Here is a 1,167-nt window from a genome sequence, read left to right as displayed (position 1 = left end):
CGCACGTTCTACCGAGGAGGCGCGAGAAGCAACTGAGGACATCATGATTGGCATTGATAAAACCTCGCGAATGATTACGCAGTTACTAACCTTGGCACGGATTGAACCCGATGCTCATCAAGCTCAAGGCTCGGTTGATCTCGTTAATGTGATTCAAAGTACCCTTGCGATGATGGATTTTCAGCTTCGTCAGGCAAAGATTGAATTACAGTTACAACTGGAGTCGGCCCTGGTCATGGCACAAATGGATCAATTGGAAATTATGCTCCGTAATCTTTTAGAGAATGCCATCATCTATCGTAGTTATGAACGCCCGTGTGTCATAAAAATCAGTTGTGGCTGTGTTAAAAATTATAGCTTTGTGCAGATTGAGGATAATGGAATTGGTTTGGATGAAGCACAAATACCGCTGATTTTCCAAAGATTCTATAGGGTGAATCAGAACAGTGTCATTATTGGTAGTGGTCTCGGCTTATCGATTGTTAAGCAAATTGTCGATTTATATCACGGAAAAGTTGAGTTACGTCGGACAAATGCTATTGGTGGTCTTATGGTTAGGATTGAATTTAACCAGCAGAACTAAATAATGACGCTATTTAATGGGCTGAGAACTAGTTTTCAAAATTGAAGATTGGGGTGCCATAACTACTTATGGCTATATAGCGACAGAGGTAAAAAAGCCTACTGTCCTACACTCATATATTGCAGCATAAGTCTGATAAAAGCAGTAATATAACTTATGCCACTTAAAGTGAGGGTGATATTAGAGTCTGTAACTCATTTTGTGTAAGTCCGATTTTTTATAAATGATCATTTAATCAACCATCGAAATGAATAGTAAATCAATTCATTGCTTAAAGTCATGAGTAGTAATGCCACATAAGATTGGCAATGTCTATTTCTTAGCAGGATTTAATGTTGCGAAGTAAATTACTTCTTTCTTCATAGAATCATCGGAAGAAAAGATTTTTCTTTTCTTGATTGACGGATCACACTATTCAATGACTCATTTGTATAAATTGTATGATGTACTTTAGCAGGATAGCTAATGTCTCCTCTGATACAATGGTTGTCCCTGAAGGTAGTATATGTCAACAAATTCACCAATCTTTACATAATGTAAAAGTCTTTTGGAAGCAGAATAAGGGTTCATCAGATACTTAAAAT

1 protein-coding gene and 1 pseudogene are annotated in these 1,167 nt (G+C 37.2%); one reads left to right on the top strand and one right to left on the bottom strand.

Annotated features, from left to right (window positions below):
* The coding region (locus tag EXE10_RS21000) for a sensor histidine kinase (protein ID WP_130114598.1) at positions 1-583 on the top strand (583 nt) is incomplete at its 5' end.
* Positions 584-898: 315 nt separating this feature from the next.
* Here the strand turns inward: EXE10_RS21000 and EXE10_RS20995 are convergent.
* Positions 899-1,062: pseudogene (locus tag EXE10_RS20995) on the bottom strand (IS256 family transposase); the annotation flags it as partial.
* Positions 1,063-1,167 lie beyond the last annotated feature (105 nt).

The sequence above is a fragment of the Acinetobacter sp. WCHAc060033 genome (genome assembly GCF_004209125.1).
Lineage (GTDB): Bacteria > Pseudomonadota > Gammaproteobacteria > Pseudomonadales > Moraxellaceae > Acinetobacter > Acinetobacter wuhouensis.
The sequence above is the reverse complement of the archived record's forward strand: the minus strand, read 5'-3'. Positions and strand labels throughout refer to the sequence as shown.